Origin of the sequence: Pseudomonas sp. MF4836 (genome assembly GCF_002018875.1) — a bacterium.
Lineage (GTDB): Bacteria > Pseudomonadota > Gammaproteobacteria > Pseudomonadales > Pseudomonadaceae > Aquipseudomonas.
In genome coordinates this window covers 682,717-709,044 of sequence record NZ_MVOL01000003.1, presented here as the reverse complement: position 1 = coordinate 709,044, position 26,328 = coordinate 682,717, and the positions used below count along the sequence as shown (strand labels likewise).

24 protein-coding genes are annotated in these 26,328 nt (G+C 61.5%); 9 read left to right on the top strand and 15 right to left on the bottom strand.

All coding sequences use genetic code 11. The features are described 5' to 3' along the window. Positions 1-9: 9 nt before the first annotated feature. On the bottom strand, positions 10-594 hold the full coding sequence (locus MF4836_RS10000; protein ID WP_078470192.1) for an acyl carrier protein phosphodiesterase: 585 nt from the start codon (positions 592-594) through the stop codon (positions 10-12). A gap of 153 nt (positions 595-747) precedes the next feature. Here MF4836_RS10000 and MF4836_RS09995 point away from each other — a divergent pair, with 153 nt between their 5' ends. The 3 genes from MF4836_RS09995 to MF4836_RS09985 are packed head-to-tail and all read left to right on the top strand — an operon-like array spanning position 748 to position 3,311. Then, positions 748-1,050, top strand: coding sequence for an ArsR/SmtB family transcription factor (locus MF4836_RS09995; RefSeq protein ID WP_020299051.1), 303 nt, complete (start codon positions 748-750; stop codon positions 1,048-1,050). 17 nt (positions 1,051-1,067) lie between these two features. Then, entirely contained in the window at positions 1,068-2,234 is a 1,167-nt protein-coding gene (locus tag MF4836_RS09990) for an MFS transporter (protein ID WP_020299052.1), read from the top strand. A gap of 27 nt (positions 2,235-2,261) precedes the next feature. Next, positions 2,262-3,311: an alkene reductase gene (locus MF4836_RS09985; protein WP_078470191.1), complete on the top strand. Its 1,050-nt coding sequence runs from the start codon at positions 2,262-2,264 to the stop codon at positions 3,309-3,311. Positions 3,312-3,635: 324 nt separating this feature from the next. Here MF4836_RS09985 and emhR read toward each other — a convergent pair whose 3' ends face one another. Continuing rightward, the gene (emhR, locus tag MF4836_RS09980) at positions 3,636-4,268 is read right to left on the bottom strand and encodes an efflux system transcriptional repressor EmhR (RefSeq protein ID WP_078470190.1); all 633 of its coding nucleotides are present in this window, start codon (positions 4,266-4,268) and stop codon (positions 3,636-3,638) included. 252 nt (positions 4,269-4,520) lie between these two features. Between emhR and emhA the strand changes: the two genes are divergently transcribed. The 4 genes from emhA (at position 4,521) to MF4836_RS09960 (ending at position 11,856) form a co-directional block, all read left to right on the top strand. Next, the gene (gene emhA / locus MF4836_RS09975) at positions 4,521-5,678 is read left to right on the top strand and encodes an efflux RND transporter periplasmic adaptor subunit EmhA (protein WP_020299056.1); all 1,158 of its coding nucleotides are present in this window, start codon (positions 4,521-4,523) and stop codon (positions 5,676-5,678) included. 3 nt (positions 5,679-5,681) lie between these two features. Then, entirely contained in the window at positions 5,682-8,831 is a 3,150-nt protein-coding gene (locus tag MF4836_RS09970; RefSeq protein WP_078470189.1) for an efflux RND transporter permease subunit, read from the top strand. Then, positions 8,828-10,288: an AdeC/AdeK/OprM family multidrug efflux complex outer membrane factor gene (gene adeC, locus MF4836_RS09965; protein WP_078470188.1), complete on the top strand. Its 1,461-nt coding sequence runs from the start codon at positions 8,828-8,830 to the stop codon at positions 10,286-10,288. Before MF4836_RS09970 ends, adeC begins: the two co-directional genes overlap by 4 nt. Before the next feature lie 302 nt (positions 10,289-10,590). After that, the gene (locus tag MF4836_RS09960; protein ID WP_078470187.1) at positions 10,591-11,856 is read left to right on the top strand and encodes an OprD family porin; all 1,266 of its coding nucleotides are present in this window, start codon (positions 10,591-10,593) and stop codon (positions 11,854-11,856) included. Positions 11,857-11,949: 93 nt separating this feature from the next. On the opposite strand, the gene pcaC is transcribed toward MF4836_RS09960, so the two are convergent. The 11 genes from pcaC to pcaR form a co-directional block, all read right to left on the bottom strand. Continuing rightward, positions 11,950-12,345: a 4-carboxymuconolactone decarboxylase gene (gene pcaC, locus MF4836_RS09955; RefSeq protein ID WP_078470186.1), complete on the bottom strand. Its 396-nt coding sequence runs from the start codon at positions 12,343-12,345 to the stop codon at positions 11,950-11,952. Positions 12,346-12,355: 10 nt separating this feature from the next. Then, positions 12,356-13,156, bottom strand: coding sequence for a 3-oxoadipate enol-lactonase (gene pcaD, locus MF4836_RS09950; protein WP_078470185.1), 801 nt, complete (start codon positions 13,154-13,156; stop codon positions 12,356-12,358). Positions 13,157-13,167: 11 nt separating this feature from the next. Further along, positions 13,168-14,532: a 3-carboxy-cis,cis-muconate cycloisomerase gene (locus MF4836_RS09945; protein WP_078470184.1), complete on the bottom strand. Its 1,365-nt coding sequence runs from the start codon at positions 14,530-14,532 to the stop codon at positions 13,168-13,170. A 48-nt stretch (positions 14,533-14,580) separates the two neighbouring features. After that, positions 14,581-15,876 carry an MFS family transporter gene (locus MF4836_RS09940; RefSeq protein WP_078470183.1) on the bottom strand — a complete coding sequence of 432 codons (1,296 nt, stop codon included), beginning with the start codon at positions 15,874-15,876 and terminating at the stop codon, positions 14,581-14,583. 127 nt (positions 15,877-16,003) lie between these two features. Beyond that, complete coding sequence (pcaG, locus tag MF4836_RS09935; protein WP_078470182.1) at positions 16,004-16,570, bottom strand: protocatechuate 3,4-dioxygenase subunit alpha; 567 nt, start codon at positions 16,568-16,570, stop codon at positions 16,004-16,006. Between the two features lies 1 nt (position 16,571). Then, on the bottom strand, positions 16,572-17,276 hold the full coding sequence (gene pcaH, locus MF4836_RS09930) for a protocatechuate 3,4-dioxygenase subunit beta (protein WP_078470181.1): 705 nt from the start codon (positions 17,274-17,276) through the stop codon (positions 16,572-16,574). A 116-nt stretch (positions 17,277-17,392) separates the two neighbouring features. Continuing rightward, positions 17,393-18,598 (bottom strand): 3-oxoadipyl-CoA thiolase, encoded by a 1,206-nt coding sequence (gene pcaF / locus MF4836_RS09925; RefSeq protein WP_178102928.1) that lies wholly within the window; start codon positions 18,596-18,598, stop codon positions 17,393-17,395. Continuing rightward, the gene (locus MF4836_RS09920; RefSeq protein ID WP_178102927.1) at positions 18,595-19,377 is read right to left on the bottom strand and encodes a CoA-transferase subunit beta; all 783 of its coding nucleotides are present in this window, start codon (positions 19,375-19,377) and stop codon (positions 18,595-18,597) included. The genes pcaF and MF4836_RS09920 overlap by 4 nt, the downstream gene beginning before the upstream one ends. Further along, positions 19,374-20,231 (bottom strand): CoA transferase subunit A, encoded by an 858-nt coding sequence (locus MF4836_RS09915; RefSeq protein ID WP_078470178.1) that lies wholly within the window; start codon positions 20,229-20,231, stop codon positions 19,374-19,376. The genes MF4836_RS09920 and MF4836_RS09915 overlap by 4 nt, the downstream gene beginning before the upstream one ends. A 192-nt stretch (positions 20,232-20,423) precedes the next feature. Then, positions 20,424-21,770: an MFS transporter gene (locus MF4836_RS09910; RefSeq protein ID WP_078470177.1), complete on the bottom strand. Its 1,347-nt coding sequence runs from the start codon at positions 21,768-21,770 to the stop codon at positions 20,424-20,426. A 287-nt stretch (positions 21,771-22,057) separates the two neighbouring features. Continuing rightward, positions 22,058-22,900, bottom strand: a complete 843-nt coding sequence (gene pcaR, locus MF4836_RS09905) for a pca regulon transcriptional regulator PcaR (protein ID WP_078470176.1) — start codon at positions 22,898-22,900, stop codon at positions 22,058-22,060. Positions 22,901-23,597: 697 nt separating this feature from the next. On the opposite strand from pcaR, the gene MF4836_RS09900 reads away from it, so the two are divergent. Together MF4836_RS09900 and MF4836_RS09895 are read left to right on the top strand one after the other, a co-directional pair. Then, positions 23,598-23,798: a hypothetical protein gene (locus MF4836_RS09900; RefSeq protein ID WP_020299072.1), complete on the top strand. Its 201-nt coding sequence runs from the start codon at positions 23,598-23,600 to the stop codon at positions 23,796-23,798. Between the two features lie 377 nt (positions 23,799-24,175). After that, a complete protein-coding gene (locus MF4836_RS09895) occupies positions 24,176-25,651 on the top strand; it encodes an inorganic phosphate transporter (RefSeq protein ID WP_078470175.1) in 1,476 nt (491 codons plus the stop codon). Between the two features lie 160 nt (positions 25,652-25,811). Here MF4836_RS09895 and ccoM read toward each other — a convergent pair whose 3' ends face one another. Next, positions 25,812-25,928 carry a cytochrome c oxidase subunit CcoM gene (ccoM, locus tag MF4836_RS36020; protein WP_015634423.1) on the bottom strand — a complete coding sequence of 39 codons (117 nt, stop codon included), beginning with the start codon at positions 25,926-25,928 and terminating at the stop codon, positions 25,812-25,814. Positions 25,929-26,072: 144 nt separating this feature from the next. Further along, positions 26,073-26,234 (bottom strand): hypothetical protein, encoded by a 162-nt coding sequence (locus MF4836_RS35500; protein ID WP_020299074.1) that lies wholly within the window; start codon positions 26,232-26,234, stop codon positions 26,073-26,075. Positions 26,235-26,328 lie beyond the last annotated feature (94 nt).

Below are 26,328 nucleotides of genomic sequence, written 5' to 3'. Positions count from 1 at the left end.
GCCGGCAGGTCAGCCGGTTTCCCTGAGGCGTTCTTGGGCAAACAGCTGCAACTGCGGGTAGAACTCCCGAAAATCCTCGCTCAATGGCTGATACAGCCGCTCCAGTTCGCCCATCGCCTGCGCCAGCTCCTCCGGGCGTGACAAGCGGCGCGAAATCCCTCGCAGCACTTGCTCCAGCACCTCGAACTCCCGATAGGAACCCAGCCAGTCATGGGCCGCCATATGCGGCGCGATCTGCGCCAGGCGTCCCGGCAGTTGCGGTTCACTGGCCAGCACCCGGTACACGTCCGAGGTGAACAGCGCCAGCGGCTGCGTGGCGTACAGAGCCCAGTCGCGCGCCAGGCAGTGATCGAAAAACACGTCGATGACAATGCCGGCATAGCGCCTGCGGGTCAGGGAAAAACGCGACAGCGCAGCGCCCACCAGTGGGTGGCTGTCGGTGTAAGTATCGATGCTGCGATGCAACGCAATCGCGGCTTCGATCTCCGGGTTGAACTGGCCTTGCAGCCGACCTTTGACGAAGTCGCCGTACAGACTGCCGAGCAATTGACCGGGGCGCTGGCCGCCGAGGTGCAGATGTGCGAGATAATTCATGGGCGCAGCTTAGCACCGCGCGACACGCATCGTTATAACCCGATATACCGATAAAGAATGATTTAAGACCAAAATCATATTGGTATATCGCGAAATACCGATTTAAAGTTCGCTTCATCGCGATATAACGTTTTACCCAAACCGAGCACTGCCATGCCTATCGATCTCGACGAAATAATAAAAGCCCTGGCGCACCCAGTACGGCGAGAAATTCTTCACTGGCTCAAAGACCCGACTGTTGAATTCCCTGATCAGAGCCACAGCAATGAACACGGCGTATGCGCCGGGCAGATCGATCAACGCTGCGGCCTGTCGCAGTCGACGGTCTCCGCCCACCTCGCCACCTTGCAACGAGCGGGACTGATCAGCAGCCGCAAAGTCGGCCAATGGCATTTCTTCAAACGCAATGAGGAAAACATTCAGCTGTTCCTCAAACAAATGAGCCAAGAGCTCTGATCTGACAAGGACCCACAATGCCCCTCTCGCTACTTATCCTGGCCCTGAGCGCCTTCGCCATCGGCACCACCGAGTTCGTCATTATGGGCTTGCTGCCCGATGTGGCGAACGACCTCGGTGTGTCGATCCCGGGCGCCGGCTGGCTGGTGACCGGTTACGCCCTGGGCGTGGCCATCGGTGCGCCCTTCATGGCACTGGCCACCGCCAAGCTGCCGCGCAAGGCCGCCCTGGTAGCCCTGATGGGCATTTTCATTGTCGGCAACCTGCTGTGTGCGCTGGCCAGTGACTACAACGTGCTGATGTTCGCCCGAGTGGTCACCGCCCTCTGCCACGGCGCCTTCTTTGGTATCGGTTCGGTGGTTGCCGCCGGCCTGGTGCCCGCCAACAAGCGCGCATCGGCCGTGGCCCTGATGTTCACCGGCCTGACCCTGGCTAACGTCCTCGGTGTTCCACTGGGCACGGCACTGGGCCAGGAAGCCGGCTGGCGCTCGACGTTCTGGGCCGTGACCGTGATCGGTGTCGTTGCCCTGATCGGCCTGATCCGCTTTCTGCCGGCCAAGCGCGACGAGGAAAAACTCGACATGCGCTCGGAACTGGCCGCCCTCAAGGGCGCCGGGATCTGGTTGTCACTGAGCATGACCGCGCTGTTCGCCGCGTCCATGTTCACCCTCTTCACCTATGTCGCGCCGCTGCTGGGCGACGTCACCGGGGTGTCGCCCAAAGGCGTGACCTGGACCCTGCTGCTGATCGGCCTGGGCCTGACCGTGGGCAACATCATTGGCGGCAAGCTGGCGGATAAACGCCTGGCGGCCACCCTGATCGGCGTGTTTATCAGCATGGCCGTGGTCTCCACCGTCCTGAGCTGGACCAGCGTCGCGCTGATCCCGACCGAGATCACCCTGTTCCTCTGGGCCACCGCCTCGTTCGCCGCCGTACCGGCGCTGCAAATCAACGTGGTGACCTTCGGCAAGGCCGCACCAAACCTGGTGTCGACCCTCAATATCGGCGCCTTCAACATCGGCAACGCCCTCGGCGCCTGGGTCGGCGGCAGCGTGATCGCCCATGGTTTCGGCCTGACCAGCGTGCCTCTGGCCGCAGCAGCCCTGGCGGTACTGGCGCTGCTGGTGACCCTGATTACTTTTCGCCAGGGCGGCAATGCCGATCTGGCCCCAGCGACCAACTGATACGTTTATTTAAGAAGGGTGTATTTCATGACAACTATTTTTGACCCGATCAAACTCGGCGACCTCGAACTGGCCAACCGCATCATCATGGCGCCCTTGACCCGCTGCCGCGCCGATGAAGGCCGAGTGCCCAACGCGCTGATGGCCGAGTACTACGTACAACGTGCTTCCGCGGGCCTGATCCTCAGCGAAGCCACATCTGTGGCACCCATGGGCGTCGGCTACCCGGACACCCCGGGCATCTGGTCCAACGACCAGGTTCGCGGCTGGAGCAACGTGACCAAGGCGGTCCACGGCGCGGGCGGCAAAATCTTCCTGCAACTGTGGCATGTCGGCCGCATTTCCCACCCGTCCTACCTGAACGGCGAGGCGCCAGTGGCACCGAGCGCCATTCAGGCCAAAGGTCACGTCAGCCTGGTGCGTCCGCTGGCCGACTACCCGACTCCGCGCGCCCTGGAAATCGCTGAAATCGCCGACATCGTCGACGCCTACCGCGTGGGTGCGGAAAACGCCAAGGCCGCCGGTTTCGACGGTGTGGAAGTCCACGGCGCCAACGGCTACCTGCTCGACCAATTCCTGCAAAGCAGCACCAACCAGCGTACCGACCATTACGGCGGTTCCCTGGAAAACCGTGCGCGCCTGCTGCTGGAAGTGACTGATGCGGTCATCGAAGTCTGGGGCCCGGGCCGGGTTGGCGTGCACCTCGCACCCCGTGCCGACTCTCACGACATGGGTGATGACAACCTCAGCGAAACCTTCACCTACGTCGCCCGTGAGCTGGGCAAGCGCGGCATTGCCTTTATCTGCTCGCGGGAAAAAGAAGGCGCCGACAGCCTCGGCCCACAATTGAAAGCCGCATTCGGTGGCCCGTACATCGCCAACGAACGTTTTACCAAAGACAGCGCCAACGCCTGGCTGGCTGCCGGCAAGGCCGATGCCGTGGCCTTCGGTGTGCCATTTATCGCCAACCCGGACCTGCCCGCCCGCCTGAAAGCCGATGCACCGTTGAACGAGCCGCATCCGGAAACCTTCTACGGTAAAGGCCCGGTCGGCTACATCGACTACCCGACCTTGTAAGCACAGCGCTAAAAACAAAGCCCCGACTCGTGAGAGCCGGGGCTTTTTCATTACCTGTTCAACAGGATCCTGGATTGCCTATCGTGGCTGGCAGCATGCAGATCAGGGCTATCCCTTTGATCGGCTGCTCGGTGCCCTTGAGCAATGAGGGTTCACACTCGTTCACACACCCGACACAAAATCCCTACAAAATACGTAGCCCGCTATCTATAAAGAAAGGGCCGGTGCGTATATAAAAGCACCCCATCGAAATAAGGCGAGCACCAGAATGATCTATGCTCGCCTTAACTGTTGACACAAGCGGTGGCAATTACGCATTTTGTCTTAAGTGCGCAAGCTGGGGCTCAGACGCAGCATATCCAGCCCGATGTCGGTCCAGCGCTCAGCCTGCTTATCAAGCTCGAAGCTGTCCGGGGCCAGAAGCCACTGATAAAGGATGCCGTCGATATAGGCGTGCATGCTGATGGCAGCGCGGGCAGTGTCGAGATTCGACGGCAGCTGTCCACGGTTCACTGCATTGCGCAACGTCAATTCGATACGCACGTTGCAGTCAATACTGGCAGCCCGGCGCTGATGGCGCAGGTCGCACATTTCATCGGTGAACTCGCACTTATGAAACAGAATTTCGTTGATTCGCCGAGTCTTTGGATCCAGAGCGACCTGATGGAACAGATGAATCAGCAGCTTGCGCATGCAGCCCAGCGGGTCGAGCTCTTCCTCGCTTTCACTGGCCCTGGCCAGTTCTTCCAGCGGCTCGCGCAAGGTATCCAGCATGGCCTGCACCAGATCCGCCTTATTGCTGAAATGCCAGTAGATCGCGCCACGAGTCACCCCTGCCAAGGTGGCAATGTCCGCCAATGTCGTACGGGCGACTCCGCGTTCATAGAAAGCCTTTTCTGCTGCCTCAAGTATTTGCTTGCGCGTTTCTTGAGCTTCCTCTTTGGTACGACGGGCCATGGCAGCAAAACCTCAATCAGGATGGCTCGGGGCGCACGAGGCCTTAATCCGAGCTTAATTACGGACGGCGATTGTTATGTGTTTATCGTCCGCCAACTCATGTTTTGTATTAAACCGGGTACGCGACCCGCTGTTTACAAACAACCATGAATGTAAGTATATTCCATAGCAAGCTACTTATCCACTCAGCGCACTTTTTTGACCCTTCCACCTTTCGAGTGCGCGTCTTGCGCGCCTGACCCGAGGATTTTCATGCAATTCAAGCCAGCTGTTACCGCTCTGGTCACTGCCGTCGCCCTGGCATCGCTGCTCAGCGGATGTAAAAAGGAAGAGGCGGCCCCTCCCCAACAGGCCCCTCAGGTCGGCGTAGTCACCCTGAAAACCCAACCCTTCACCCTGACTTCGGAACTCCCGGGGCGGACCACCGCCTACCGCATCGCCGAAGTGCGACCGCAGGTCAACGGCATCATCCTCAAGCGTCTGTTCAAAGAAGGCGGGGATGTCAAAGAAGGCCAGCAGCTGTACCAGATCGACCCGTCGGTCTATGAGGCGACGCTGAAAAGCGCCCAGGCCAACCTGCAATCGACCAAGTCGATCTCCGACCGCTACAAGCAACTGGTCGACGAACAGGCCGTAAGCCGCCAGGAATACGACACTGCCGTAGCCAACCGCCTGCAATCGGAAGCCACGCTGCAAAGCGCGCAGATCAACCTGCGCTACACCAAGGTGCTTGCGCCACTGACCGGCCGTGTCGGTCGCTCCTCGGTCACCGAAGGCGCGCTGGTCAGCAACGGCCAGGCCGACGCCATGGCCGTGATCCAGCAGCTCGATCCGATCTACGTCGACGTCACCCAGTCCTCCGTGGAGCTGCTGGAACTGCGCCGCGAGCTGGAAAGCGGTCGCCTGCAAAAGGCCGGCGACAACTCGGCCAAGGTCAAGCTGACCCTGGAAGACGGCAGCCAGTACCAACAGGACGGCAAACTTGAGTTTTCCGAAGTCTCGGTCGACGAAACCACCGGCTCCGTGACCCTGCGCGCCGTGTTCCCGAACCCTAATCACACCCTGTTGCCAGGCATGTTCGTGCACGCGCAATTGCAGGCCGGGATCAACGCTGCGGCCATTCTTGCCCCGCAACAAGGCGTGACCCGTGACCTCAAAGGCACGCCAACCGCCCTGGTGGTCGGCCCGGACAACAAGGTCGAACTGCGTCAGCTCAAGGCCAGTCGCACCGTCGGCAGCCAATGGCTGGTGGAAGACGGCTTGAAAGCCGGCGATCGACTGATTACCGAAGGCCTGCAATTCGTCAAGCCAGGCATTGAAGTCAAGGCGACCGAAGCGACCAATGTTCCGGCGACCAACCCGGCCCCTGCACAGGCAACAGACAAAGCTGCAGGCGGCAAAGGGGAGTAAACCATGTCGAAATTTTTCATCGACCGTCCGATTTTCGCCTGGGTAATTGCCCTGGTGATCATGCTGGTCGGGGCTCTATCGATCCTCAAGTTGCCGATAAACCAGTATCCAAGCATCGCGCCACCGGCGATCGCTATCTCCGTGACCTACCCAGGCGCCTCTGCACAAACCGTGCAGGACACCGTGGTTCAGGTCATCGAGCAGCAGCTCAACGGTATCGATAACCTGCGTTATGTGTCCTCGGAAAGTAACTCCGACGGCAGCATGACCATCACCGCGACCTTCGAACAAGGCACCAACTCCGATACCGCTCAGGTCCAGGTCCAGAACAAACTGAACCTGGCCACCCCGTTGCTGCCGCAAGAAGTGCAGCAACAGGGCATCCGGGTAACCAAGGCAGTGAAGAACTTCCTGTTGGTTATCGGTGTGGTTTCCGAAGACGGCAGCATGTCCAAGGACGACCTGTCCAACTACATCGTGTCCAACATGCAGGACCCGGTGTCGCGGACCGCAGGTGTCGGCGACTTCCAGGTGTTCGGTGCACAGTACGCCATGCGTATCTGGCTCGACCCAGCCAAGCTCAACAACTACAGCCTGACCCCCGTGGACGTGAAAACCGCCGTTGCGGCGCAGAACGTCCAGGTGTCGTCCGGCCAGATCGGTGGTTTGCCGGCGCTGCCTGGCCAGCAACTGAACGCCACGATCATCGGCAAGACCCGCCTGCAGACTGCCGAGCAGTTCAAGGCGATCCTGTTGAAGGTCAACAAGGACGGCTCGCAGGTTCGCCTGGGTGATGTCGCCGACGTTGCGCTGGGTGGTGAAAACTACGCAGTCAGCGCCCAGTTCAATGGCAAGCCGGCTTCCGGCCTGGCGGTCAAACTGGCCAACGGCGCCAACGCCCTGGATACCGCCAAGGCGCTGCGCAAGACCATCAGCGACCTGGAACCCTTCTTCCCGTCCGGGATGAAAGTGGTATTCCCGTACGACACCACCCCGGTGGTGACGGAGTCCATCAGCGGTGTGGTTCACACCCTGGTCGAAGCCATCGTGTTGGTGTTCCTGGTGATGTTCCTGTTCCTGCAGAACTTCCGCGCCACCGTCATCACCACCATGACCGTTCCGGTGGTGTTGCTCGGGACCTTCGGGATCCTTGCGGCAGCCGGCTTCAGCATCAACACCCTGACCATGTTCGGCATGGTGCTGGCCATCGGTTTGCTGGTGGACGATGCCATCGTCGTGGTGGAAAACGTCGAGCGGGTGATGCAGGAGGAAGGGCTATCGCCCAAGGAGGCCACGAAAAAGTCCATGGGCCAGATCCAGGGCGCACTGGTGGGTATCGCCCTCGTGCTTTCCGCGGTACTGCTGCCAATGGCGTTCTTCAGTGGTTCCACCGGGGTGATCTACAAGCAGTTCTCGATCACCGTGGTTTCGGCCATGGCCCTGTCGGTACTGGTTGCCCTGATCTTCACCCCGGCCCTGTGCGCCACCATGCTCAAGGCTCACCCACAAGGCGAGCACGCCACCGAGAAACGCGGTTTCTTCGGCTGGTTCAACCGCACCTTCGACCGCAGCGTCAAAAGCTACGAGCGCGGCGTGGGCAATATGCTGCGTCACAAGGTGCCGTACCTGTTGGCATACGTGCTGATCGTGCTCGGCATGATCTGGCTGTTCACCCGTATTCCATCGGCGTTCCTGCCGGAAGAAGACCAGGGCGTACTCTTCGCCCAGGTGCAGACGCCAGCCGGCTCCAGTGCCGAGCGGACCCAGGTGGTGGTCGATGAAATGCGCGCCTATCTGCTGGACAAGGAGAAGGACACCGTAGCCTCGGTATTCACCGTGAACGGGTTCAACTTCGCCGGTCGCGGCCAGAGTTCGGGTATGGCGTTCATCATGCTCAAGCCGTGGGGCGAGCGCTCTTCGGAAAACAGCGTGTTCAACCTCGCGGCCCGTGCCCAGCAGCACTTCTTCAGCTTCCGCGACGCGATGGTGTTTGCATTCGCTCCGCCAGCCGTACTGGAGTTGGGTAACGCCACCGGTTTCGACGTGTTCCTGCAGGACCGCGCCGGTATCGGGCACGAGAAACTGATGGCAGCACGCAACCAGTTCCTCGGCATGGCCGCGCAGAGCAAGATCCTGAGCCAGGTGCGTCCGAACGGCTTGAGCGATGAGCCGCAGTACCAGTTGACCATCGACGATGAACGCGCCAGTGCCTTGGGCGTGACCATCTCTGATATCAACAACACCCTGTCGATCGGCCTGGGCAGTAGCTATGTCAACGACTTCATCGACCGTGGTCGAGTGAAGAAGGTGTACATCCAGGGTCAGCCCGGCGCTCGCATGAGCCCGGAAGACCTGAAGAAATGGTACGTGCGCAACAGTGCCGGGACCATGGTGCCGTTCTCCTCGTTCGCCAAGGGTGAGTGGATCTACGGTTCGCCGAAGCTGGCGCGCTACAACGGTGTCGAGGCGATGGAAGTCCTGGGGGCTCCGGCGCCTGGATACAGTACCGGTGAAGCCATGGCCGAAGTCGAAGCCATTGCCGCGAAGCTGCCGGCGGGCGTGGGTATTTCCTGGACCGGCCTGTCCTATGAGGAACGCCTGTCGGGTTCCCAGGCACCGGCGCTGTATGCCCTGTCGCTGCTGATGGTGTTCCTGTGCCTGGCGGCGCTGTATGAAAGCTGGTCGATTCCGATCGCGGTCATGCTCGTGGTACCCCTGGGGATCATCGGTGCACTGATGGCCACCAGCCTGCGGGGTCTGTCCAACGACGTGTACTTCCAGGTGGGGCTGTTGGTGACCATCGGTCTGGCGGCGAAAAACGCCATTCTGATCGTCGAGTTCGCCAAGGAACTGCATGAGCAGGGTCGCAGCCTGACGGACGCGGCGATCGAAGCCTGCCGCATGCGTCTGCGACCGATCATCATGACCTCGCTGGCCTTCGTGCTGGGTGTGGTCCCCCTGGCCATCTCCACCGGCGCGGGCTCGGGCAGCCAGCACGCCATCGGTACCGGGGTGATTGGCGGTATGCTCACCGCGACGATTCTGGCGATATTCTGGGTGCCTTTGTTCTTCGTCACAGTGTCTGGCATGGGTCGCAAGAAAAACGCGGACTCGGCAGAAACATCTGAAACTCCTAAAGAGGCTGGCCAATGAGCAAGTCGCTACTCTCCCTGGCAATCACCGCCGCCGTGCTAAGTGGCTGCTCGCTGATACCCGATTATCAGCAGCCGCAAGCACCGGTGGCCGCGCAATACCCGCAAGGCCCCGCCTATTCGCCAACGGAGGCCGCCAACCAGGCGGCCGCCGAACAGGGCTGGCGGCAGTTCTTCCATGACCCGGCGCTGCAACAGCTGATCCAGACCGCGCTGGTCAACAACCGCGACCTTCGGGTGGCGGCGCTGAACATCGACGCCTATGCCGCGCAGTACCAGATCCAGCGCGCGGACCTGTTCCCCGCGGTATCGGCCAATGGCAGCGGCAGCCGCCAGCGGACCCCGGCGCGCATGTCGCAAACCGGCGAGTCGGGCATCACCAGCCAGTACTCGGCCACCCTGGGTATCAGCGCCTATGAGCTGGACCTGTTCGGCCGCGTTCGCAGTTTGAGCGAGCAGGCCCTGCAGACCTATTTCTCCAGCGAAGAAGCCCGGCGCAGCACCCAGATCAGCCTGGTGGCCAGCGTGGCCAACGCCTACCTGACCTGGCAGGCCGACAAGGAACTGCTGAAGCTGACCCAGGACACCCTGGGCGCTTTCGAGGAGAGCTACCGGCTCACCTCGCGCAGCAACGAAGTCGGGGTTGCCTCGGCGCTGGACCTGAGCCAGTCGCGGACCTCGGTCGAGAACGCCCGGGTGCAACTGGCGCGCTACACGCGCCAAGTGGCCCAGGACGAAAACAGCCTGACCCTGCTGCTGGGCACCGGCCTTCCAGCCAACCTGCCTGGCGCACAGCCCCTGGCGGCCGACCTGTTGAGCGAAATGCCAGCGGGCCTGCCTTCGGAGCTGTTGCAACGGCGTCCGGACATCCTTGAAGCCGAACACAAGCTCAAGGCGGCCAATGCCAATATCGGCGCCGCCCGCGCGGCGTTCTTCCCGAGCATCAGCCTGACCGCCAATGCCGGCACCTTGAGCCCGGACCTGTCCGGCCTGTTCAAAGGTGGTTCGGGGACCTGGCTGTTCCAGCCGCAGATCAATCTGCCGATCTTCAACGCCGGTAGCCTGCGCGCCAGCCTGGACTACTCGAAGATCCAGAAAGACATCACGGTTGCGCAGTACGAGAAATCCATCCAGACCGCCTTCCAGGAAGTCTCCGATGGCCTGGCGGCACGTCAGACCTACAACCAGCAGTTGCAGGCCCAGCGTGATTTCGTCACCGCCAACCAGGACTACTACCGTCTGGCCGAGCGCCGCTACCGCATCGGGGTCGACAGCAACCTGACCTTCCTCGACGCCCAGCGTTCGTTGTTCAGCGCGCAACAGGCGCTGATCAGTGACCGCCTTTCGCAGCTGACCAGCGAGGTCAATCTGTACAAGGCCCTGGGTGGCGGCTGGAACGAGCAGACCGCGAAGAACGAACCGGTGGCCGAACAGGCACCGAAGCTGCGCCTGTTCTAAGCACCTCCCGGCTGTGAAAAAACCCACCTCACGGTGGGTTTTTTTTGGCCTGTGCTCAGCCTGTCACTTGTGTTCGTTTATCGCCCAAAACCCGCTCATGCCCGATTGAATCGCCCTATCTGGCACCGCACCATTCCCCGCAGCGATAAAAACCAATAACAACAGGCTCTGCACCATGACCCCTCGCCCTGCCCTCTCCGGCTGATTTGCAGCCGTTTCACCACGCCCACTTTCCACCTGGCTCTGCGACTGACGTAGCGGCAGTGCCGTGCTGCGCCCTAACAATTAGAGAGACCGACAACATGAAGCCAACGACCCCCACTTCTCCTTTCCTCCTGCCTGGCCTGCTCGGCGTGGCGCTGGCCGCTGCCGCCCTGCCGGCGATGGCCGAAGAGTCCGGTTTTCTCGAAGATGCCAAGGTCAACCTGAACCTGCGCAACTTCTACATCAACCGCAACTTCACCAACCCGACCAAGGCCCAGGGCAAGGCCGAAGAGTGGACCCAGAGTTTCATCCTCGATGCCAAGTCCGGGTTCACCCAAGGCACCGTGGGTTTCGGCATGGACGTGCTGGGCCTGTACTCGCTGAAGCTCGACGGCGGCAAAGGCACCGGCGGCACTCAGTTACTGCCCCTGGACCGTGACGGGCGCCCGGCCGACAACTTCGGGCGCCTGGGGGTGGCGTTCAAGGCGCGCTTGTCGCAGACCGAGGTCAAGGTGGGCGAATGGATGCCGGTGCTGCCGATCCTGCGTTCCGATGACGGCCGCTCGCTGCCACAGACCTTCCGTGGCGGCCAGATCACGTCCAAGGAAATCGACGGCCTGACCCTCTACGGCGGCCAGTTCCGCGCCAACAGCCCGCGAGACGACAGCAGCATGAGCGACATGTCGATGACCGGCAAAGCCGCGTTCACGTCCGACCGTTTCAACTTCCAGGGCGGCGAATACAGCTTCAACGACAAGCGCACCCAGATCGGCCTGTGGAACGCCGAACTCAAGGACATCTACAGCCAACAGTTCATCAATCTGGTTCATACCCAACCCGTTGGGGACTGGACCCTGGGCGCGAACCTCGGTTTCTTCTACGGCAAGGAAGACGGCAGTGCCCGCGCCGGCGACCTGGATAACAAGACCTGGTCCGGCCTGTTCTCGGCCAAGTACGGCGGCAGCACCTTTTATGTCGGCCTGCAAAAACTCACCGGGGACAACGCCTGGATGCGGGTCAACGGCACCAGCGGCGGCACCCTGGCCAACGACAGCTACAACTCCAGCTACGACAACGCCAAGGAAAAATCCTGGCAGCTGCGCCACGATTACAACTTCGCCGCCGTCGGCGTACCGGGCCTGACCCTGATGAACCGCTACATCAGCGGTGACAACGTGCACACCGGCACCATCACCGATGGCAAGGAATGGGGCCGCGAGTCGGAACTGGCCTATACCGTGCAGAGCGGCACCCTGAAGAACCTCAACTTCAAATGGCGCAATTCCAGCATGCGTCGCGACTACAGCAACAACGAGTTCGACGAGAACCGCGTGATCGTCAGCTACCCGATCAGCCTGCTGTAAGTCGTTTCGCCAGGACCTGCTCCGGCAAAACCCACCCATGAAAAAGGCCAGCCCGGTTTACCGGTGCTGGCCTTTTTTATCGGCGTGCGGGGTTCAGGCCTCGCGGGACTCGACACCCAATTCATCCCACACCGACTCGGCGAGATGGAAGGTCGCATTGGCCGCAGGAATGCCGCAGTAGATCGCGCTCTGCATGATCACTTCCTTGATCTCGCCACGGGTCACCCCGTTGTTGGCGGCGGCACGCAGGTGCAGCTTGAGCTCTTCATTGCGGTTCATGCCGATCAGCATGGAAATGGTGATCAGGCTGCGGGTATGCCGCGGCAGGCCCGGACGGGTCCAGATATCACCCCAGGCGTGGCGGGTGATCATCTCCTGGAACTCCGAGTTGAACTCGGTCAGGGCATTCAGGCTGCGATCGACGTGGGCATCACCCAGCACCGCGCGGCGCACCTGCATCCCCTCGTCATAACGTTGTTTCTCGTCCACAAGCGACTCCTCAAATGCTCTTGTCGGCCAGCAGGAATTCCACGACCCGGTCGCTGAATGCGGCGCCAGCCTGCACGTTGGACAAGTGCGCGGCGTAGAACTCGGCGTACTCGGCGCCCAGCACATGTTCCTGAATGTAGTGCCCGCCCGACGGCGGCGTGACCGCATCTTCGGTACCGGAAATCACCAGGGTCGGAACCTTGACCGCCGACACCTGGTCACGGAAGTCTGCATCACGCACAGCCGCGCAGTTGGCTGCATAGCCCTCGGGCGAAGTCGCCGCCAGCATGTCGGTGATCAACTTGGCCTGGTCAGGGTGAGCTTCGGCGAAGTCCGCGGTGAACCAGCGGGCGATCGAAGCATCGCGCAACGCCACCATGGCTGCCTCGCCGTCACGCAGTACGGTTTCGATGCGCGGGTTCCAGATCGACGGCTCGCCAATCTTCGCCGAGGTGTTGCACACCACCAGCTTGTGCAGGCGCTCGCCGGCATTGATGCCCAGCCATTGGCCGATCAGGCCGCCCATGGACAGGCCGCAGAAGTACGCGCGTTCGATGTGCAAGGCATCCAGCAGCGCCAGCACGTCATGGCCCAACTGTTCAATGGTGTAGGGCCCCGGGGTGACCAGCGACTTGCCGTGGCCTCGGGTATCCATGCGCAGCACACGGAAGTGTTGGGTAAAGGCCGGGATCTGGATATCCCACATGCGCAGGCTGGTGCCCAACGAGTTGGACAGCACCAGTACCGGAGCGTGTTCCGGACCATCAAGCTGGTAGTGCAGTTCGCCATCGGCGAGTTTTACGAATGCCACAGCAGTCTCCTTCAGGCGTTCAAGGCAAAGTGTTCGGCCACCGCGCGTTCGACCCAGGTCTGGGCCTGGCCGAGGTAATGGGCCGGATCGAGCAGGCGATCCAGTTCAGCGGCCGAAAGCTCGGCACCGACCTGGGGTTCATCGCCCAGTACCGCACGCAGGTGGCGCCCTTCGGCCACCGCCCGCTTGCAGCATTGTTCCAATAGATGATGGGCCGTCTCGCGTCCCAGGCGCTGGGCCAGGGCGATGCTCACGGCTTCGGCCAATACCAGGCCGCGGGTCAGGTCGAGGTTGCTGGCCATGCGCTCGGCGTCGACCTCCAGGCCCTCGGCCACCAGCAAGGCTTGTTGCAGGGCACCGGAAACCAGGCAGCAGATCTCCGGCAGGGTTTCCCACTCGGCATGCCACAGGCCCAGGCTGCGTTCGTGCTCCTGGGGCATGGCGCTGAACATGGTCGCCAGCAGCCCGGGAACCCGGGTCGCGGTACTGATCAAAACCGCCGCGCCCACCGGATTACGCTTGTGGGGCATGGTCGATGATCCGCCCTTGCCCGGCGCCGAGGGCTCGAACACTTCCGCCGCTTCGGTCTGCATCAACAGGCTGATATCCCGTCCCAGCTTGCCCAGGCTGCCGGCGATCAGGCCAAGCGCAGCGGCGAACTCCACCAGACGGTCACGCTGGGTGTGCCAGGGTTGTTCCGGCAGGCACAGGTGCAGCTCGCCGGCCAATGCCTGTGCAATCGGCAATGCCTGCTCGCCGAGGGCCGCCAGGGTCCCGGAGGCGCCGCCGAACTGCAGCACCAGCAGCCGCGGCTTCAACTCCTGCAGGCGTTGCCGGCTGCGGCTGACCGCCCCCAGCCAGCCGGCGATTTTCATGCCCAGGGTGACCGGGGTCGCATGCTGCAACCAGGTCCGCCCGGCCAGCGGCGTGCCGGCATAGCGGGTGGCCTGGGCCGCAAGGATGTGCCCCAGGCGCCCCAGGTCGGCTTCGATCAAGCCCAGGGCCTGGCGCAGTTGCAGCACCAGCCCGCTGTCCATTACGTCCTGGCTGGTCGCCCCCAGGTGCACATAGCGCTCGGCCTCGGCGTCGCGTTGGGCAATCTGCTTGCCCAGTGCCTTGACCAATGGAATCGCCGAGTTGCCGGCCGTGGCAATGGCTTCGCCGAGGGCCGCGAAATCATAGAGCTCGGCGCGACAGGCCGCCTCGATCGGCGCCACCGCACTCTGCGGAATCTGCCCGACGCGGGCCTCGGCTCGGGCCAGGGCCGCTTCGAAATCCAGCATGGCCTGGACCCGGCCCTGATCACAAAACACTTCACGCATGCTGCGAGCAGTGAAATAAGCATCGAACAATTGGTTGCTCGCCGGTGTACTCATAAACAATCCCTTGGAGGCACGCGCCCGTGATGGGCGCGCGCGGACAGGTCAAAGATCGTGGTGCAGATACGCCGCCTGCTTGGGCAGGCGCAGACTGAACAGGAACGCCACCGCCATCATGACCGTGACGTACCAGTAAAAGGTGTTTTCCATGCCCAGGGTCTTCAGGCCCAGGGCGACATACTCCGCCGAACCGCCGAAAATCGCATTCGCCACCGCATAAGCCAGGCCAACCCCAAGGGCCCGCACCTGAGGTGGGAACATCTCGGCTTTCACCAGACCGCTGATGGAGGTGTAGAAACTCACGATCGCCAGGGCCAGGGTGATCAGGACAAAGGCCAGGAACGGGCTGGAAACGGTTTTCAGGGTCATCAGGATCGGCACCGTGAACAAGGTCCCCAGGGCCCCGAACCAGAGCATCGAGTTCCGGCGGCCGATCTTGTCGGCCAGCATGCCGAACAACGGCTGCATGCACATATAGAGAAACAGCGCACCGGTCATGATGTAGCTGGCGGTCTTGGCGTGCATCCCGGCGGTGTTCACCAGGTACTTCTGCATATAAGTGGTGAAGGTGTAGAAAATCAGCGAGCCGCCGGCGGTGTAGCCCAGCACGGTGATAAAGGCGGCGCCGTGATTCTTGAACAGCGCGACAATACTGCCCGCGTCCTTGTCTTCACGCATTTCCTTGCTGGTGGTTTCTTTCAACGTGCGGCGCAGCAACAACGAGATCACTGCGGCAATCGCACCAATCACAAAGGGTACTCTCCAGCCCCAGGCCTTGAGCTCCTGCTCATCGAGGAACTGCTGCAGGATCACCACCACCAGTACCGCCAGCAATTGCCCGCCGATCAGGGTCACGTACTGGAAGGAGGCGAAGAAGCCGCGCTGGCCCTTGAGCGCCACTTCACTCATGTACGTGGCAGTGGTGCCGTACTCGCCGCCCACCGACAAACCCTGGAACAGCCGCGCAACCAGCAGCAACGCCGGGGCCCAGGCGCCAATCGTGGCGTAGGTCGGGAGGAAGGCGATGACCAGGGAGCCGGCGCACATCATCAGCACCGAGATCATCATCGAATTCTTGCGCCCGTGCTTGTCGGCTACCCGGCCGAACAGCCAGCCGCCGATGGGACGCATCAGAAACCCGGCGGCAAATACGCCGGCGGTGTTGAGCAACTGCACCGTGGGATCGTCGGAGGGGAAAAATGCCGGGGCGAAATAGATCGCACAAAAGGCATAGACATAGAAGTCGAACCATTCGACCAGATTGCCCGAAGACGCGCCGACGATCGCGAAGATCCTCTTGCTGCGTTCTTCACCGGTGTAGTGACTGGTTGTGCTTGTCATGGGTTTTCACTCTTTGGGGACAGTGTGAGTCTAGACACACTTGGCAACAGTCCCGTTCCCCTGTCTGCCGCCGCTGCTTGCGGCAACCCCGAAGGGCCGCCGCAGACACCGGCACCGGCGTCGCCGGTCAGTAATCGAAAAACACCGTCTCGGCCTCAGTGCATTGCAGGATCACGTTCCACTGATACGTGCCGTCGGCATCGGCCTTGGCCAGCAAGGTGCTGCGGCGCTCGGCCGGCACGCAGGCCAGCAACGGGTCGGCGGCGTTGGCCGGTTCGCCGTCGAAGTAAATGCGCGTCAGCAAGTGCTTGACCAGGCCACGGGCAAACACCAGCACCACCAGGTGCGGCGCCTGGGTCGCGCCCTTCAGGCCCGGCACCGTACCCGGCTTGATGGTGGTGAAACGGAAGCGCCCTTCGGCGTCCACCGGCACCCGGCCAAATCCCTGGAAGCTCGGGTCCAGGGCCTTGGGCTGGTCGTCTTCAGGGTGGTCGTACTTGCCTGCGGCATTGGCCTGCCAGATCTCCAGCATCGCGTCGTTGACGAAATCGCCATTGCCGTCCACCACCTGCCCGGTGATCGCCACGCGCTGGCCAAGGGTCTCGGCCTGGGTCAGGTCTTCGCGGTTCAGCCAGGTCAGGCCGATGTGGTAGTAGGGGCCGACGGTGTGTGAAGTGGTCGCGGTCAGCGTCATCTTATTTCTCCATCGGCGTGGCATCGCGGCCGCGCAAAACGATGTCCCAACGGTAACCGAGGGCATAGGAAGGAATGGTCTTGTCCAGGTCGAAACTGGCGATCAGGCGTTCCTTGGCGCGGGTGTCCGGCACGCAGTTGTAGATCGGGTCGTAAGCCAGCAGCGGGTCACCCGGGAAATACATCTGGGTCACCAGGCGCGTCAGCACGCTGGGACCGAACAACGAGAAGTGGATATGGGCCGGGCGCCAGGCGTTTTCGTGGTTACCCCACGGGTAGGCACCGGGCTTGATGGTCTGGAACTGATACCAGCCGTCGGCATCGGTCACGGTGCGCCCGGTGCCGGTGAAATTCGGGTCCAGGGGGGCGTCGTGCAGGTCGCGGTCATGGTTGTAGCGGCCGGCGGCGTTGGCCTGCCAGATCTCCACCAAAATGCCCGGTACCGGCAGGCCGTTCTCGTCCAGGACCCGGCCGTGGATGATGATGCGCTCGCCCTGGGGCTCGCCGGCGTGTTGTGCGGTCAGGTCGTTATCACCCTCGTGCAGCGACTCGGCACCGATGGTTGGGCCGGTGATTTCCGACAGCGAATGGGGCAAGAACACCAGCGGCTTGGAGGGCGAGCGGGTGTTGGTCGACTTGTAGGCCGGGTGCAGATAATCAGGCTGAGTACCCGCTTGCGGGCGCCGGTAACCGGGCTTGTCAATCATGGTCAATCCTCTTTTCTTATTAGAACCTGGTCACGATCTGCTGCGCTTGGCTCAGGCGGCGTTGAACATGCCTGAGGGTCGCTGGCCAGATCGTGAACAGGCTCCTGGAGCAGGCGTCAGACGCGTTCGATGGCCAGCGCCAGCCCTTGGCCGACACCCACACACATGGTCGCCAGGCCTTTTTTACCGCCGTTTTTTTCCAGTTGATGCAGCGCCGTCAGCACCAGACGTGCACCGCTCATGCCCAGCGGATGACCCAGGGCGATGGCGCCACCGTTCGGGTTGACCTGCGGCGCATCGTCCGCCAGGCCCAGCTCACGCAGGACCGCCAGGCCCTGGCTGGCAAAGGCTTCGTTGAGTTCGATCACGTCGAAATCGCTGATTGCCGCACCCAGGCGCTCGATCAGCTTGCGCACCGCAGGCACCGGGCCGATGCCCATGACCCGTGGTGCGACACCGGCGCTGGCCATGCCCAACACCCGGGCGCGGGCAGTGAGGCCGTGTTTCTTCACCGCTTCGGCCGACGCCAGGATCAGCGCCGCGGCACCGTCGTTGACACCCGAGGCATTGCCGGCGGTGACGGTCTTGTCCGGGCCGTTGACCGGCTTGAGTTTGGCCAGGGTTTCCAGGGAGGTATCGGCACGTGGGTGCTCATCCTGCTCGACCACGCTTTCGCCCTTTTTATGGGCAATGCGCACCGGCACGATTTCCTCGGCAAAGAACCCGGCCGCCTGGGCCGCCGCCGTACGTTGCTGGCTGCGCAGGGCAAAGGCGTCCTGGTCGGCGCGGGACACCCGGTAATCGTCCGCCACGTTGTCGGCGGTCTGTGGCATGGCATCCACGCCGTACTGGGCCTTCATCAACGGGTTGATAAAGCGCCAACCGATGGTGGTGTCTTCCAGCTTCATGTTGCGCGAAAAAGCGCTGTCGGCCTTGCCCATGACAAAGGGCGCACGGGACATCGACTCGACGCCACCGGCAATTGCCAGTTCCATCTCGCCGCTGGCAATCGCACGGAAGGCGGTGCCGATGGCGTCCATCCCCGACGCGCACAGGCGGTTGAGGGTGACCCCCGGAATGCTTTCCGGCAGGCCGGCCAGCAGCAAGGCCATGCGGGCCACGTTGCGGTTATCTTCGCCGGCCTGGTTGGCGCAGCCGAGGAACACCTCGTCTACCGCGCTCCAGTCCACCGATGGGTTGCGTTCCATCAGCGCCTTGATCGGCACCGCCGCCAGGTCGTCGGCGCGCACGGCCGACAGGCCACCGCCGAAACGGCCGATCGGGGTACGGATCGCATCACAGATAAAGACTTCGCGCATCAGGCTTCTCCCGGTGCCTGGCCATGGGCCGCGGCGGTACGTGCTTCCAGATCGCGCAGTGCGGTCAGTTCGACTTCAGTCGGCTCGGCGGTCTGCTCGACATTGTCGGCAAAGCGAATCGCCCAGCCGGTGGCGGCAACCACCTGCTCACGGGTCACGCCCGGGTGCAGCGCGGTGACCACGAATTCATGGCTGCCGGCTTCCGGTTCCATGATGCACAGGTCGGTGATGATCCCCACCGGGCCGGCACCCGGCAAGCCCAGGCGTTTGCGGGAGTCGCCGCCTTCGCCATGGCCCACCGAAGTGATGAAGTCGAGCTTGTCGACGAACGAACGCGACGACTGCTTGAGGATGATCAGTACGCTTTTCGCCGAACCGGCGATTTCCGGGGCGCCACCGGCACCGGGCAAGCGCACTTTGGGGTGGTGATAGTCACCGACCACCGTGGTGTTGATGTTGCCGAAGCGGTCAACCTGGGCCGCGCCGAGGAAGCCGACGTCAATGCGCCCGCCCTGCAGCCAGTAGCGGAAGATTTCGCCGGTCGGCACCACGGTGTCGGCGGTTTCGGCCAGTTCGCCGTCACCGATCGACAGCGGCAGTACGCTGGGCTTGGCACCAATCGGGCCCGATTCGTAGATCAGCACCACGTCCGGCGACGACGTCAGGCGCGCCAGGTTGGCGGCCTTGGACGGCAGGCCGATGCCGACGAAACACACCGAACCGTTCTTCAGGCGGCGGGCGGCGGCAACGGTCATCATTTCATTGGTGGAGTAAGTCATTATTTGGCCTCCGAAGCGCGGGCCAGCTTGGCCTGGAATTCACTGAAATCGGCGCTGCCGTGGATGTATTCGTTGATCCACGCGGTGAAGGTTTCACGGTCGCGAGCGATCGGATCCCAGGCCTGGTAGAAAATATTGTCGCGCTCGGTGTAACCGTGGGCGTAGGACGGATGTGCACCGCCAGGTACGTGGCAGACCGCGCTCAGGGCCCAGGTCGGCAGCACACAGGCGTTCATCGGGGCGTTGAGGTCGTCGACGATTTCTTCGACGGTGACGATGCAGCGCTTGGCCGCCAGTGCCGCCTCTTTTTGCACCCCGAGGATGCCCCACAGCAGCACGTTGCCCTTACGGTCGGCCTTTTGCGCGTGAATCACGGTGATGTCCGGACGCACCGACGGCACTGCCGCCAGCACTTCGCCGGTGAATGGGCAGGTCACGCTCTTGATCAGCGGGTTGACCTTGGGCAGGTCGGAACCGGCATAAGCGCGCAACACAGCAAACGGCAAGCCCGAGGCACCGGCCACGTAGGCATTGGCCAGGTCGGCGTGGCTGTGCTCTTCGATTTCCAGGGCGTGCGGCCACTGTTTTTCCACAGCGTCGCGCAGGCGGTGCAAAGAACCGACACCGGGGTTGCCACCCCAGGAGAAAATCAGCTTGCGAGCGCAACCGGCACCGATCAACTGGTCGTAGATCAGATCAGGGGTCATCCGAACCAGGGTCAGGTCTTTCTTGCCTTGGCGGATGATTTCATGACCTGCGGCCGTAGGAATCAGGTGGGTGAAGCCTTCGAGCGCGACGGTATCGCCGTCGTTGACGAACTGCTTCACCGCGTCGTGCAGCGAAAGGATTTCAGCCATTGGGGGGCTCCCGATTGTTATTGAGCGACTGGACGAAAAAGGCGCGACAAGCGCTGCCTGCGTGCCCTGAAGATTAAGCCGGGGCCATGGCCCAAACAATCCGATAATCGACTGAGTGTTCGTTTATCGAACATATTGTTGTCGAGCTATCGATCCCCATGCCCTCCCCCTTTACCTCAAAACCAACCGCTCTCAAGTCGCATCCGCGTGACTCACCATGCCCTTGATCACCACCGCCGTCGCCGCCAGGCCCGCCGGAATCACCAGAGCAGTCAGCACCTGCTCGAAATTCCAGCCAAGCCCCAGCAAGGTGGCGCCCATCCAGGCCCCGAGAATCGCACCGAAGCGCCCGATCCCGAGCATCCACGACACGCCCGTGGCACGCCCCTGGGTCGGATAGAACCGCGCCGCCAAGGACGGCATGGCCGATTGCGCGCCGTTGACGCACATACCCGCGATCAGCACCAAGGTCGCCAGCAGGGTGATATTGCCCAGGCTCTGACCCACCGCGTAGGCAAAGACCCCAGCCAGCAGGTAAAAGGTGCCAATGACCTTGTGCGGATTGAACCGGTCCATGGCCCAGCCCACCGCCACTGCGCTCAGCACTCCACCGAACTGGAACAGCGCGCCGATAAACGCCGCCTGCTCCATGCTCGCGCCACTGTCACGCATCAGGGTCGGCAGCCAGCTGGTGAGCAGGTAGACGATCACCAGCCCCATAAAATAGGTCAGCCACAGCAGCAAGGTGCCGACGCTGTAGGTGCCGGAGAAAATCACCGCAAACACATTGCGCGCCTTGACCGTCTTTTGTTCCGGCACGCTGAAGCTCGCGGCCTGACCGACGATGGTCGGCTCGATGGGCGCCAGGGCCTTGCGCACCTTGTCGGTTCCTCGATTGCGCACCACCAGGTAACGCGCCGACTCCGGCAACCAGACCAGCAGCACCAGCGCCAGAATCAGCGGCAGGATCCCGCCGATCAGCAACAGGCTGTGCCAGCCAAACGCCGGGATCAATTTGGCGGAAATGAAACCACCACCGGCCATGCCCAGGTTGAAGCCGCAGAACATGCTGGTCACCAGCAGCGACTTGTGCCGCTCCGGGGTGTATTCGGACAGCAGCGTGGTGGCGTTCGGCATGCCCGCACCCAGCCCCAGGCCCGTGAGGAAGCGCAGTACCAACAGTTGATCGACGTTAGTGCTGTAGGCCGAGGCCAGGCTGAAGGCGCCGAACAGCAGCACCGCCCCCACCAACACCACCTTGCGCCCGAAACGATCGGCCAGCGGGCCCGAACCCAGGGCACCGAAGACCATGCCGATCAGCGCCGCACTCATCACCGGCCCGAGGCTGGCGCGGTCGATGCCCCAATCCTGGGACAGTGCCGGGGCAATAAAGCCCATGGCCGCGGTGTCCAGGCCGTCGAGGAAGACAATCAGGAAGCACAGGATCACCACTCGCCACTGATAACGCGACAAGGGCTGGGCATTGATAAAGGACTGCACATCGAGGCAGTTGCCAGAAGCTGACAGGGGTTGGTTCATTATTTTTATTCCAGGGTAAAACGCAGGCGCGCCGAAGCTCGCCGAGGGTTGGTCAGGTCATTGCAAAGGAGAGAATTCCGGGATCAGGCGGCCAGGGGTCGAAGGCAGCTTCGATGACGGCGCAGGGGGAGCATGCTCATGGGATTGGACCTCTTCTTTATTATGGGGTCGCCGTACGGCCGCCCGCTGAAACAGGGGCGGCGGCCGATGACGCTGCCGCGACATTAATAAGGCAAGGGAAAGAGCGTCAATTCGCCAAATGCGTAGTTGTGCGTTTATCGAACAGGTTAGGAAAACAGCTGGGCGCTCAGGTCTCGACTGGCACTGAGCAGACCCGGCAGAAAACGCTGCTCCAGCTCGGTACGGCTGACCCGGCCGGCGTGGGTGCTGACGTTCAGCGCCGCCAGCACCTGGCCCGAAGCGTCATAGACCGGCACCGCGATAGAGCGCAGGCCCTGTTCCAGTTCCTGGTCGACAATGCACCAGCCCTGCTGGCGAACCTGCTGCAGGCATTCGAGCAAGGCCTCTGCGGTGTGCAGGGTACGGCTGGTCTTGGCTTGCAGGTCGGCGTGCTCGAGGTATTCACGCAGGGAAGCGTCGTCCAGTGCCGCCAGCAGGATGCGGCCCATGGACGTGCAGTAGGCCGGCAACCGTCCACCGACGGAGAGGTCCACCGAAATCAGGCGCTGGGTGGTGGCTGAACGGGCGATATATAAAATGTCATCTCCCTCCAGGGTCGCCATGTTGCAGGCTTCGTGAAGCTGCTCGCTCATGCGGTCCAGGTAAGGCTGGGCAGACACCGCCAGCGGCGTCGACGACAGATAGGCGTGTCCCAGGGTCAGCACCTTGGGCAGCAGCGAATAGGTCCGCCCGTCGGTGGTGGCGTAGCCGAGCTTGATCAGGGTATGCAGGCAGCGACGCACTGCCGCCCGGGGAATCTCGGTGCGGTGGCTGATCTGGGCGATGGTCAGGTGGCGCTTGCGCTCTTGAAATGCCTGGACCACGGCCAGGCCACGGGCCAGAGAGGTCATGAAATCCGGATCACCGGTCAACGCCTGAATCCTCTTCGCCGGAGAGGCAACAATCGGAGGCGCCACCGAGGCGAAGGAATTGCGCAATTGATCGTTCATTTCATGCTCTCTGCGTCGAAGTTCGGCCTTATTACAAGCCGTATTGGAGAAAATGCACAAGCCGGTACAGCCAACATTGGGCGATTATCGAACCATCGGCCGATAATCGCAATCAGATGAGGTTCAGCATCAAAAACCGCCATTTGCGCCGGGCGTCATAAAAAATCCACAGGGCGACGTTATCTTCCCCGCACTGCAACATTGCCGCGCCCTTGATTTACCCGATAACTTGCCCCATCTAACCTGAAGACCCCACAGCCTGTACTGCCTGGCAACAGAAGGCATTAGTGATTAAAACTTTCGTGTAATAAAAGCCTCATATGTAATGACGCTTTTTAACTTATCGACGATAGAGTTGTTCATGACCCTCGCTATAATGTAAAACGGTGAGGTTCACAGCATTCTTTGCTTTGATCACTCCATCACCCAGGCAACGCATCATTGCATGCTGTTTCCTGTCGCAAGTGTCTACCCCCCGTCATTGACCCGGTAAAAGCGCTTGCAGGAAGTAAATGAAGACTGTTGCTACGACAGTTGTTCTTGAATCGGTGGCGTGGCCGCGTGCAACAAGGACATGACTTGGCGAACTCCAATGGCAACCTCGGTGCTGCAATGGATCCGAGTACCCGTGAGTTGATGAGTCATGCACCGGGCAATGCGTATCACCGATTTTTATCCCACTTAATTAGGTAACACTGTGACGAAAGACGAACTGCGCGCGGAACTTGAGCGCCAGGAACAACGTTACAAGGAAGTTTACGGCGGGGAAGTCACCACCTACGCCGCTCAGCCTGAACCGGAACGCAAGCCATGGCGTAAACGCGCCAGCATTCTTGACCAGGCCTTCACTCAAGAACTGCAAAAGATGGAACAAGAACTCAAGGCCGATCATCCTTGACGACTGTTGCCTGAACTCTTCAAGGCTGGCCACCTGTTCGACCCGATTACCGCGGACGACAGGGCTGGCCACCGGCGCTCGTTACCCTCGGGCGACCTATTGCCTCCATCGACCGGAGCGAGGCATTTGGCCGCGGCTAGCCCTGAAGAGTAAATTTCATACAGTCGTTTGAATGATCGACTGTCCCCGCCTCGCGCCCTCTCCCGGGACTGTACCCTGCAAAATCAATGACTTGCCCGACCTTCCGGCAACCCGAGGAAAAGCTGCCCTGGGTCAGTTTTTTCATTGAAGAATGTTACCGATGAGCACCTTGTGCATTGATTACCAGGGTTTTCTGGCATAATCGCGCCCCCTTATGACCGGGTCAGAAAACCTTCATGATCGATTTATTCAGCGGACTGGATGCTTGGGTTCTTGTGAGCCTGTTGCTCGCCCTGGCCTTTGTCCTCGCCTTCGAGTTCATCAACGGCTTTCATGACACCGCTAACGCGGTTGCCACTGTTATCTACACCAAAGCCATGCCTCCTCATCTGGCAGTGTTCTTTTCCGGGGTGTTCAACTTCCTCGGGGTGCTGCTCGGCGGTGTTGGCGTGGCGTATGCCATCGTCCATTTGCTGCCGGTCGAGCTGCTGATCAACGTCAACACCGGCCACGGGCTGGCGATGGTGTTCTCGCTGCTGGCCGCCGCCATCACCTGGAACCTGGGCACCTGGTACTTCGGTATCCCGGCCTCCAGCTCCCACACCCTGATCGGCTCGATCCTGGGGGTCGGCCTGGCCAACGCCCTGATCAACGACATTCCGCTGGCGGATGGGGTCAACTGGCAGAAAGCGATCGATATCGGCGCCTCGCTGGTGTTCTCGCCGATGGCCGGCTTCCTGGTAGCTGGCCTGGTGCTGGTCGGCTTGAAGTGGTGGCGCCCGCTGTCGAAGATGCACAAGACCCCGGACCAACGCCGCAAGCTGGACGACAAGAAGCACCCACCGTTCTGGAATCGCCTGGTGCTGGTGATCTCCGCCATGGCGGTCAGCTTCGTGCACGGCTCCAACGACGGTCAGAAAGGCATCGGCCTGATCATGCTGGTGCTGATCGGTATCGTGCCTGCGCAGTTCGTACTCGACCTGGGCAGCACCACTTACCAGATCGAGCGCACCCGCGATGCCACCTTGCACCTCAATCAGTTCTATCAGCGCAACAACGAGACCCTGGGTGAGTTCCTGGCCCTGGGTAAAAGCGTTAAAGATGACCTCCCGGGTAAATTCCGTTGCAATCCGCAACAGACCGAACCGACCATCAACGCCCTCCTCGGCACGCTCAAGGGCGTCTCCGACTACCACTCGCTGAGTTCCGAGCACCGCATCGAAGTTCGCCGTTACCTGCTGTGCCTGGACGACACCGCGAAGAAAGTCGGCAAGTTGCCAGGGCTTGATGCCCGTGAAAAATCCGACCTCGACAAGCTGCGTAAAGACCTGACCGCCACCACCGAGTACGCCCCGTTCTGGGTGATTCTCGCCGTTGCACTGGCCCTGGGCCTGGGCACTATGGTCGGCTGGAAGCGCGTGGTACTGACCATCGGCGAAAAAATCGGCAAGCAGGGCATGACCTACGCCCAGGGCATGTCGGCGCAGATCACCACGGCCAGCATGATCGGCCTGGCCAACATCTTCAGCCTGCCGGTGTCGACCACCCACGTGCTGTCCTCGGGTGTGGCCGGGACCATGGTCGCCAACAAGAGCGGACTGCAGGGCGGTACCGTGAAGACCATCCTGATGGCCTGGGTCCTGACCCTGCCGGCAACGGTCGGCTTGTCGGCCGGTCTGTTCTGGCTGGCATCGAAGGCCCTCGGTTCCTGATAGCTCAGGCCGAACACAAAAAGGTGCGCCCTGTGGGTCGCACCTTTTTTTATGCCTGGCCGCCAGCGGCGCATCTGGTTTTTTCAAGGCAAAAAAAAGGGCAACCGAAGTTGCCCAAAATGCCTTGCGTGCTCGTATAACTGGAAAGATCGACGTTGATCTATGGTTTTTTACGCTTGTTCGCGTCTTTCCAGATGAAGAATCCAAACCCTGCGAAAAACAGAACCATGAGGCCGACAGTCAGCACTCCGGCGATCACCACATTATCGAAAAACATGACTGGCCTCCTGCTCTTGCCCTGTTGCGATGGGGCTAAGTTAACCAAAGAGGCGGGGGGATAAATTGACCGGGGTCAATGTCGCCCAAGACAGGGCGACAGGGAGGGGGAATAACTGATCCACATCAACAGAAAACCGCCTGTTCAGCGCTTTTTCGGTTTGTTTTTCGGTTTTTTCTTGGCTTTGCCCAACGGCATCGCCTGCTCGAATGCCTGGCGCACTTCATTCAGGCGCTTGTCATTGAGGTCATGCACGCGCTTGGCACGTTCGGTGTTGAGATCGATCAGTTTGTCGTCTTGGCTCATGGCGTCGGCTTGCGTCTAGTAAGGGTCAATGCCCGCCGCATGCTCATCCTGGATGAGAGCTGCGGCTGAGGCGGATGCGCCAATAATGCGGCGC

Excerpts from the sequence above, each read along its gene's own strand:
- adeC (WP_078470188.1), top strand. The coding sequence starts at position 8,828 with ATGAGCAAGTCGCTACTCTCCCTGGCAATCACCGCCGCCGTGCTAAGT.
- MF4836_RS09985 (WP_078470191.1), top strand. The coding sequence starts at position 2,262 with ATGACAACTATTTTTGACCCGATCAAACTCGGCGACCTCGAACTGGCC.
- MF4836_RS09915 (WP_078470178.1), bottom strand. The coding sequence starts at position 20,231 with ATGGCTGAAATCCTTTCGCTGCACGACGCGGTGAAGCAGTTCGTCAAC.
- MF4836_RS09960 (WP_078470187.1), top strand. The coding sequence starts at position 10,591 with ATGAAGCCAACGACCCCCACTTCTCCTTTCCTCCTGCCTGGCCTGCTC.
- MF4836_RS09995 (WP_020299051.1), top strand. The coding sequence starts at position 748 with ATGCCTATCGATCTCGACGAAATAATAAAAGCCCTGGCGCACCCAGTA.
- pcaG (WP_078470182.1), bottom strand. The coding sequence starts at position 16,570 with ATGACGCTGACCGCGACCACTTCACACACCGTCGGCCCCTACTACCAC.
- MF4836_RS09895 (WP_078470175.1), top strand. The coding sequence starts at position 24,176 with ATGATCGATTTATTCAGCGGACTGGATGCTTGGGTTCTTGTGAGCCTG.
- MF4836_RS09945 (WP_078470184.1), bottom strand. The coding sequence starts at position 14,532 with ATGAGTACACCGGCGAGCAACCAATTGTTCGATGCTTATTTCACTGCT.
- MF4836_RS09910 (WP_078470177.1), bottom strand. The coding sequence starts at position 21,770 with ATGAACCAACCCCTGTCAGCTTCTGGCAACTGCCTCGATGTGCAGTCC.
- emhR (WP_078470190.1), bottom strand. The coding sequence starts at position 4,268 with ATGGCCCGTCGTACCAAAGAGGAAGCTCAAGAAACGCGCAAGCAAATA.
- ccoM (WP_015634423.1), bottom strand. The coding sequence starts at position 25,928 with ATGTTTTTCGATAATGTGGTGATCGCCGGAGTGCTGACTGTCGGCCTC.
- MF4836_RS09970 (WP_078470189.1), top strand. The coding sequence starts at position 5,682 with ATGTCGAAATTTTTCATCGACCGTCCGATTTTCGCCTGGGTAATTGCC.
- emhA (WP_020299056.1), top strand. The coding sequence starts at position 4,521 with ATGCAATTCAAGCCAGCTGTTACCGCTCTGGTCACTGCCGTCGCCCTG.
- MF4836_RS09940 (WP_078470183.1), bottom strand. The coding sequence starts at position 15,876 with ATGACAAGCACAACCAGTCACTACACCGGTGAAGAACGCAGCAAGAGG.
- MF4836_RS09990 (WP_020299052.1), top strand. The coding sequence starts at position 1,068 with ATGCCCCTCTCGCTACTTATCCTGGCCCTGAGCGCCTTCGCCATCGGC.
- MF4836_RS35500 (WP_020299074.1), bottom strand. The coding sequence starts at position 26,234 with ATGAGCCAAGACGACAAACTGATCGATCTCAACACCGAACGTGCCAAG.
- pcaH (WP_078470181.1), bottom strand. The coding sequence starts at position 17,276 with ATGATTGACAAGCCCGGTTACCGGCGCCCGCAAGCGGGTACTCAGCCT.
- pcaR (WP_078470176.1), bottom strand. The coding sequence starts at position 22,900 with ATGAACGATCAATTGCGCAATTCCTTCGCCTCGGTGGCGCCTCCGATT.
- MF4836_RS10000 (WP_078470192.1), bottom strand. The coding sequence starts at position 594 with ATGAATTATCTCGCACATCTGCACCTCGGCGGCCAGCGCCCCGGTCAA.